Origin of the sequence: Cognatundibacterium jejuense (assembly GCF_014284255.1) — a bacterium.
GTDB lineage: Bacteria > Pseudomonadota > Gammaproteobacteria > Burkholderiales > Burkholderiaceae_D > Undibacterium > Undibacterium jejuense.
In genome coordinates this window covers 1-7,706 of the sequence record NZ_JACOFV010000031.1, presented here as the reverse complement: position 1 = coordinate 7,706, position 7,706 = coordinate 1, and the positions used below count along the sequence as shown (strand labels likewise).

At 45.9% G+C, this 7,706-nt stretch carries 8 protein-coding genes and 2 tRNA genes; 2 read left to right on the top strand and 8 right to left on the bottom strand.

Annotation, left to right across the window (positions count from 1 at the left end; translation table 11 throughout):
• Positions 1 to 46: 46 nt before the first annotated feature.
• The 3 genes from H8K32_RS19740 to H8K32_RS19730 form a co-directional block, all read right to left on the bottom strand.
• Positions 47 to 123: transfer RNA gene (locus tag H8K32_RS19740), tRNA-Asp, on the bottom strand.
• A 21-nt stretch (positions 124 to 144) separates the two neighbouring features.
• A tRNA-Val gene (locus H8K32_RS19735) sits at positions 145 to 220 on the bottom strand.
• A gap of 48 nt (positions 221 to 268) precedes the next feature.
• Positions 269 to 541: an HU family DNA-binding protein gene (locus H8K32_RS19730; protein WP_162018311.1), complete on the bottom strand. Its 273-nt coding sequence runs from the start codon at positions 539 to 541 to the stop codon at positions 269 to 271.
• 328 nt (positions 542 to 869) lie between these two features.
• Between H8K32_RS19730 and purT the strand changes: the two genes are divergently transcribed.
• A complete protein-coding gene (purT, locus tag H8K32_RS19725; protein ID WP_186914313.1) occupies positions 870 to 2,087 on the top strand; it encodes a formate-dependent phosphoribosylglycinamide formyltransferase in 1,218 nt (405 codons plus the stop codon).
• 119 nt (positions 2,088 to 2,206) lie between these two features.
• Positions 2,207 to 3,817, top strand: a complete 1,611-nt coding sequence (nadB, locus tag H8K32_RS19720; RefSeq protein WP_186914311.1) for an L-aspartate oxidase — start codon at positions 2,207 to 2,209, stop codon at positions 3,815 to 3,817.
• Between the two features lie 76 nt (positions 3,818 to 3,893).
• Here nadB and H8K32_RS19715 read toward each other — a convergent pair whose 3' ends face one another.
• The 5 genes from H8K32_RS19715 to H8K32_RS19695 all read right to left on the bottom strand — a co-directional run bounded on the left by H8K32_RS19715 (position 3,894) and on the right by H8K32_RS19695 (position 7,494).
• Positions 3,894 to 4,727 (bottom strand): LytR/AlgR family response regulator transcription factor, encoded by an 834-nt coding sequence (locus tag H8K32_RS19715; protein ID WP_186914309.1) that lies wholly within the window; start codon positions 4,725 to 4,727, stop codon positions 3,894 to 3,896.
• A gap of 33 nt (positions 4,728 to 4,760) precedes the next feature.
• Positions 4,761 to 5,642, bottom strand: coding sequence for a sensor histidine kinase (locus H8K32_RS19710; protein WP_186914307.1), 882 nt, complete (start codon positions 5,640 to 5,642; stop codon positions 4,761 to 4,763).
• 1 nt (position 5,643) lies between these two features.
• The gene (locus tag H8K32_RS19705; RefSeq protein ID WP_186914305.1) at positions 5,644 to 5,910 is read right to left on the bottom strand and encodes a hypothetical protein; all 267 of its coding nucleotides are present in this window, start codon (positions 5,908 to 5,910) and stop codon (positions 5,644 to 5,646) included.
• Between the two features lie 272 nt (positions 5,911 to 6,182).
• On the bottom strand, positions 6,183 to 6,995 hold the full coding sequence (locus tag H8K32_RS19700; protein ID WP_222613206.1) for a substrate-binding periplasmic protein: 813 nt from the start codon (positions 6,993 to 6,995) through the stop codon (positions 6,183 to 6,185).
• A gap of 34 nt (positions 6,996 to 7,029) precedes the next feature.
• Entirely contained in the window at positions 7,030 to 7,494 is a 465-nt protein-coding gene (locus H8K32_RS19695) for a cache domain-containing protein (RefSeq protein WP_186914301.1), read from the bottom strand.
• Between the last annotated feature and the right edge of the window lie 212 nt (positions 7,495 to 7,706).

The window sequence follows — 7,706 nt, the reverse complement described above, 5'->3', positions numbered from 1 at the left end:
AGGAAAAGGTCTTATAACTCATTGAATTATAAGACCTTTTTTATATTGGCGGAGCGGACGGGGCTCGAACCCGCGACCCCCGGCGTGACAGGCCGGTATTCTAACCAACTGAACTACCACTCCTAAATACTGCAATGTTTAACATGGTGGGCGCTGAGAGGCTCGAACTCCCGACCTAAGCCTTGTAAGGGCTCCGCTCTACCAACTGAGCTAAGCGCCCGCACCTACATCAAACCCGCGCCACCAGTCACAGAAGCGCGAAAGAGCATTAGTTTACAGCATCTTTCAAAGCTTTGCCAGGTTTAAATTTAGGAACCTTGGCAGATTTGATTTTAATTGCTTCACCAGTACGTGGATTACGACCAGTTCTTGCTGCACGTTTACCTACAGAAAATGTACCGAAACCAACTAGAGTAACTGTTCCATTTTTCTTCAAGGTTGTTTTTACCGCACCGATCAACGCGTCCAGGGCGCGGGAAGAAGCCGCTTTAGAAATGTCCGCTGTTTTCGCAATATGATCGATCAACTCAGTTTTATTCACGTAAAGCCCCCTCACAAAAATTTGAATTCGCGACGATATCTTCGATTAATTTATAAGTCGTGCATCGATCGCGGCAAGCAGGAAGTCTGCATTCAGTATTAAAACAAGCCGCAAACCCTTGTGTCAAGCGGTTTGCATCGTTTCAATATAATCTACAGATTAAATTCCGATTTCATCAGTATAATTTCATTTTTAATCGGTAACAAACGACGCCGATATAATGCAATGTTAGATCAGACGAGACAGAATCAGCTAAACTAGCTATAAAGTTCCGATCCGCGCAGCCACTAGCACTTCCAGAATACCTTACCACTCAATCAAAAACGCTATGAAATTTCCTACCGTCTTAGGCACCCCACTATCATCCACAGCCACCAAGGTTATGCTCCTGGGCTCCGGCGAATTAGGCAAGGAAGTCATAATTTCTCTACAACGCTTAGGTGTCGAAGTCATTGCCGTTGATCGCTATGAAAACGCCCCCGGTCATCAAGTAGCGCATCGCTCCTACGTCATTGACATGACAGACGGTGACGCGTTGGCAGCGTTGATCGAAAAAGAGCAACCAGATCTCGTGGTGCCAGAGATTGAGGCTATCGCAACGCCGATGTTGGTCAAATTGGAAGCCGCTGGCAAGGTTCAGGTCATCCCTACCGCAAGAGCAGCATGGCTGACCATGAACCGCGAAGGCATCCGCCGTCTTGCCGCTGAAACGTTGGGTTTAGCAACCTCACCCTACCGTTTTGCTGACAGCCTCGATGACTTGAAAGTGGCATGCGCAGAAATTGGTTTTCCTTGTATCGTCAAACCTGTCATGTCTTCATCCGGCAAGGGTCAATCCAAGCTCGACAGCGCTGCTGATGTAGAAACCGCGTGGAATTACGCTGCAGCGGGTGGCCGCGTCAATTCTGGACGCGTGATTGTCGAAGGTTTTATCGATTTCGATTATGAAATCACACAGCTTACTGTGCGCGCTATCGGCAAAAACGGGAATGTTGAGACGCACTTCTGCGAACCTATCGGACATGTGCAAGTGCACGGCGATTATGTTGAATCCTGGCAGCCACAAGCAATGCACCCTGTTGCGCTTGAACGCGCGCGCGATATCGCAAAAAAAATTACCGATGACCTGGGTGGCCTGGGCTTATTCGGGGTCGAGTTATTTGTTAAAAACGACATGGTCTGGTTCTCAGAAGTTAGCCCAAGACCGCATGACACTGGCATGGTGACCATGGCGAGTCAGACACAAAATGAATTTGAATTGCACGCCAAAGCAATACTAGGCTTACCGGTTGACGTTTCATTGCACACACCAGCCGCATCTGCCGTCATTTACGGTCAGCATGAAGCCAAAGGAATTGCCTTTGAAGGCGTAGCAGAAGCTTTGCAAGTTCCTGGCACAGACATCCGCTTATTTGGCAAACCAGAATCATTTGCGCGCCGCCGTATGGGAGTCGCTCTCGCAAAAGCTGTTGATACGGATACTGCGCGCAACATGGCCAAAGCGGCGGCTGCCAAAGTTAAACCGGTCATCGTAGAAGGCAATTAAAATCATTGCTTTCGACGAGTATTTGTTCAAATAGTTAATACCAACCAGAAACCTACCGCTTCTGACTTATCACTATTTTTTATTTTCATCATCGCGCAGCAAATTTAAAGCACATACCAATGAAGAATTTCGATGTTGCCATCGTTGGCAGCGGCCTCGCAGGACTCTCGGTTGCACTGCATCTGGCACAAACCCGTAAAGTAGCCATTATTTCAAAACGCGAATTACTCGATGGCGCCAGTAGTTGGGCGCAAGGTGGAATAGCTGCAGTTCTGGACTCTCACGACAGCCATGAGCAGCATATTTCGGATACCTTGATCGCTGGTGGCGGTTTGTGCGATGAAGGTGCAACGCGCTACATCGTTGAACACGGGCGCGAAGCAATCGACTGGCTAATCGAACAAGGCGTGCCTTTTACCCGCGATGAAGAAGCAGAATTAGGATTCCATCTCACGCGTGAAGGCGGTCACAGCCAGCGCCGAATTATTCATGCTGCCGATGCAACGGGTCATGCGGTACAAGTCACACTTGAACAAAAAGTGCGCAATCATCCGAATATCTCCTTGTTTGAACATCACTACGCCATTGACGTAATTACGTCAGGCAAGTTAGGAGATGCATCAGCCACACCACACTGCCTCGGCTTATATGTGCAGGACGTAAAAACCGGCAAAGTTGACACGTTTTCAGCGCAACATACCGTATTAGCGACGGGCGGTGCTGGCAAAGTGTATCTCTATACGACCAATCCAGATACCGCAACCGGAGATGGCATCGCGATGGCGTGGCGTGCCGGCTGCCGCGTCAGCAATATGGAATTCATCCAATTCCACCCGACGTGCTTGTACCATCCGTACGCCAAATCTTTCCTGATCACCGAAGCAGTGCGAGGCGAAGGCGGCATTTTGCGGTTACCGCCGGAAGCAGGTAGCGCCGCCGGAACACGTTTTATGCCAACGCATGATGAACGCGCAGAACTCGCACCGCGCGACGTGGTAGCCCGCGCAATCGACTTTGAAATGAAAAAACGCGGTCTTGATTACGTCGAACTCGATATAACACATAAATCTCCGGAATTTTTAAAAGAACATTTCCCGACCATTTATGCGCGTTGCCTTGAATTCGGCATCGACATCACCAAGCAAGCAATACCGGTCGTTCCGGCAGTTCACTTCACGTGTGGCGGCATCGTTACCGATACCGATGGACGCACTGATTTACCTGGCTTATACGCTGTTGGAGAAACCGCCTACACCGGCCTGCATGGCGCCAATCGCCTCGCCAGCAATTCTTTACTAGAATGCCTGGTAGTGGGCAGAGCCACCGCAAAGCATATAGAAATGCAAGAACGCGTCACACCGATTGCCCTCCCCGACTGGGATGAAAGCAGGGTTTCTGATGCGGATGAAGAAGTCGTGATTGCGCACAACTGGGATGAACTGCGTCGCTTCATGTGGAATTACGTCGGCATCGTCCGCACCACCAAACGTCTGGAACGCGCAAAGCATCGGATACGCTTATTGAAAGAAGAAATTGACGAGTACTACGCGCATTTCCGAATTTCAAATCATCTGCTGGAGTTGCGCAATCTGGTTGAAGTCGCGTCACTGATCGTCAATAGCGCCCTTAGCCGTCGCGAAAGCCGTGGCCTACACTACAGTCGCGACTATCCAGATACCTTACCGAAGGCGCTACCAACGGTACTAATGCCAAAACGAAAAAAGAGCTAAATCAGCTCTACCGAGTGTAATAAACGAGCATTTTTGCGGAGCGGGGACAACCCGCTCCACAAGACCATCGCCACCATCACATCTGCTGAAACAAATGCGCATGGTTGCGACTGATTTCCAATTTCTCACTGCGGCCTTTCAACCCCATCAATTGCTTACCGCGAAAGTCGCGCGTGACGTCGGCGATCGCAGTAACGCGCACCAGCGTGGAACGATGAATGCGCCAAAACTCATCAGGATCCAATTCGTCTTCCAATTCTTTTAATGACTTCCGGATCAGGTATTCTGCTTGCTCAGTTTGTACCAACGTATATTTTTCGTCAGATCGAAAGAATACAATTTCTTTGGTACTAATCATACGTAAAGCATTGCCAACGCTCGCTTGTATCCACCGTAAATATTCGCGTTGCGGCGCTTGGCGCAGCATCAGTTGTTGCAAAATTTCTTTCATTTGCTGTGACTGCTGATCAGCATTCACAACAGTTTGCGTCGATTTAATATCTGGCGTTGAAGACTGTAAAACTTGTGCGCGCTTTTCTCTTATCCGCAGTTGCAGGCGCTCAACAGTTTGCTGCAGACGTTCTAGCTCAACCGGTTTGAGCAAATAATCTACCGCCCCGCGTTCAAATGCCTGAATCGCATATTCGTTGTATGCAGTTACAAAAACAACTTGCGATCGCTGCGCCAACTCGACCGCTGCTTCAATGCCATTTTTGCCGGGCATACGAATATCAAGAAAAATAATATCCGGCGATAATTGAGCAGCTTGTTCTGCGGCTGCGATACCATTAGCGGCTTCACCAATGATTTGCAATTCCGGCCATACTTTGAGTAAACCAGCACGCAAATAGTCGCGCATTGGCGCCTCATCATCGACCAACATGGCAGTCACTACTAAATTATCATGCATAGCAGCTCACATTATTATTATTGATGATTAACATTATTGATTCAGATACGGAATTTGAATACGGAATCGGGCACCACCTTCGAACGGCACTTCAATTACCAGACTGGCCTTAGCACCGTACAACATTTTGAGCCGCTCACGAATATTCGTTAAGCCCAGACCTTCTGCAACATGCACGTCAAAGCCCATGCCATTGTCACTGACCTCGACCCATAGTTCATTGTCGTGACGTTGAGCGCTAATACAAATCTGACCACCTTCAATTTTAGGCTCAAGGCCATGCTTAATCGCATTCTCCACCATAGTTTGTATCATCATCGAAGGAAATTGCGCCTGATCTAAGCCCTCACCAACCTCAATCTGATACTGCAAGCGTTCTTGCATCCTCGCTTGCATGATATTCAGATAAGCACGAGACAAAGCCATTTGCTGCCCAAGCTGCCCTATTCCCTGCTGACGTATTTGCGGCAATGCGGCTCGCAGATACTTAATCAGATCTGCATGCACTGAGGCCGCCCGCCCCGCATCGGTCGCCATTAACTGGCCAATCAAAGCCAATGTATTAAACAAAAAATGCGGCTCTATCTGCGCCTGCAGGGCTGCCATTTCCGCTTCCAACAAACGTCTTTCAAGCGACTCGACATCGGCGCGAGTTACAGCAGCACTTGCCATCAATTCTGCTTTTCGCTTTCCACCGGCAACGGTTTTGATCACGATCGCAGCTAAGACCATCATCACCATAAATGGTCCGACACCTATAAAGCCAGCAAAAATCATCGCAAAAAAACTGGTTAAACCAAGAGAGAGCCAAGGAACCACTGCAGCCCAATCAAAAAATTTCCACCATAAAACACTGACTGTTTCCGCCACGTTTAATACTGCATGCAACACCGGGTTTTCGTCTTTGGTTTTCATTTTACTTCTCCATCAAACTGATTTGAAGACGCAGATCCGAGCATGAGAGCTGCCTACTCTCTGCACGGTGACGCAGAAATAATTTATTCAAGATGGAGATAGTAACGATGAACTTCGCCAGCGTCGTGAGATGTAAAACTGCACCTACAATCAGCACCATAATACAGCCAACAAAGACACGCGCCCATGATGCAGCGTGAAGGCGACTGCCGAACGCTGACCAATATGTAGAAATTCTGGAAAATATCCCTGCTTGCTTGCGACTCATCACCATTCTCCTTAAGTTAGAAGCCGGACATCAATCAGGTCCGACATCATTTTTGCCTCGATGTATGGAGAATAATGGTAATGAAGGCCACACCCTATTGAAATGCGACTAAGTGTTGCTTGGTGGGGTTAAATGGTTGAGAAGAAGGATAAATGGGACATCGAAATACCATTACTGCACATTAATGGCATTAGAATCCAATTAATGACTAAAAAAGCAGCCCGGGAAAAATGAGATACTGGTGCCTTTTTCGATAAAACCAACGCTGCCATTTAATGTGAAATATTCTCCTTTTTTCGAGACGATCTCAAGTATTGATCACCAACATTGTATTTTATTAATAGTTCTGAATATTTATCGGAAGCAAAAAATTTTACAACCTCTTCATCAAAACGATCTCGCAATTCAGTAAGTCTTTTAGGCTTGGCAAATCCAAGAAAGCTGGGAACCGCGCTCAATGGAACTGGCAATTGAACAATTTTATCTGCAAAATCTTTATTGCCAGGCGCGTTGATGAAGTAAGACGCGCTATAAGCATTAGAAGGAAATAAGTCGATTCTTCCTGCAATCAGTTTCTTTATATTTGACTCCATACTATTTGCTTCATCAATGAGCAATTTTGACCTTGCGTTATCAAATTCTGGCCCATAACTCACATTATGTAGAACCCCAATCCGCACCTTATGTAAACTTGAAAAATCACCATTGAAAGCAAATTTATCGCTTTTTCGTCCATAAAAATATATTTTCTGATTGACGATTGATTCATTGCTAAAGTCTAAAAATTTTTCTCGCTCAGATGTCCGAAAAATGGTAAAGATGCGGTCACTTTGCCCGCTATTTATCATAGAAAGTGCACGAGCCCAAGGATAAATTTCAACATGGACACTATGCCCAAGATTTTTGAATATGTTGGTGACAATTTCGACCACGAAACCAGAAGCATTACCGTTATGGTCCGCCATAATTAAAGGGGGATATTCGAGTGAAACACAATTATAAGTTTCGCTGTTTGCAAACCCACATATTGCGCTGGCAAATGCAAACGCAAACAAATATCTATATTTATTTCGGGATCTCGCCATATCAGCCTAACTAAAATCCTAATCTGGACAAAGCTTATTTATAGACACCACAACCAATCAAGACATCATCAAATTTTTCGATGTAAGTACGCTTATTTTCAATACCGCCACTGACAGGATTTGGCCATTTATAATCAACCCAACCCTTACCGTCGTTATTTGTACCAGTCGCCAAAATTTCTTTAATCAAGAACTTGCCATCTGCATCCTTCATTTCAAGTAAATTTTTACCAACTAGCTTAATATTGGCACCATTCGCTCTTTCGATTCCATCCCCATTTGCTAAAAAGGCAAAAATATAAAGATCACGATCAACAAACTGGCCTTTGGAATTATTAAACTCCGCAAATGCTTTTTCTTTCCCGTTCTTTTTCAAATAATCCCCAGCTTTTTTCACTAAAGCGATAGCTTCGCTCTGCGTACCTCTGTCAGCGGAAAAAGATAGTGTGCTGCTTAGTAAAAAAAACCCCAAAAAAGCCAGTTTTAACAAGATTTTCATGTTATATCTCCATATTTAAATTGCTTTTTAAATATGTAAAATTCATCTTTTACAGTTAAAACTAATCTCTAAGTTTATTTAATATGGCGAATTCTAGGATGAAGTGCAATTTATGAACGGTATCGGTTAATGAGGGCAAGATGCGATAGCATTTGTGCCTTTTTGACCGGCCAGTCGAAATTGCATAATGAACTACACACATCTCACCCAAA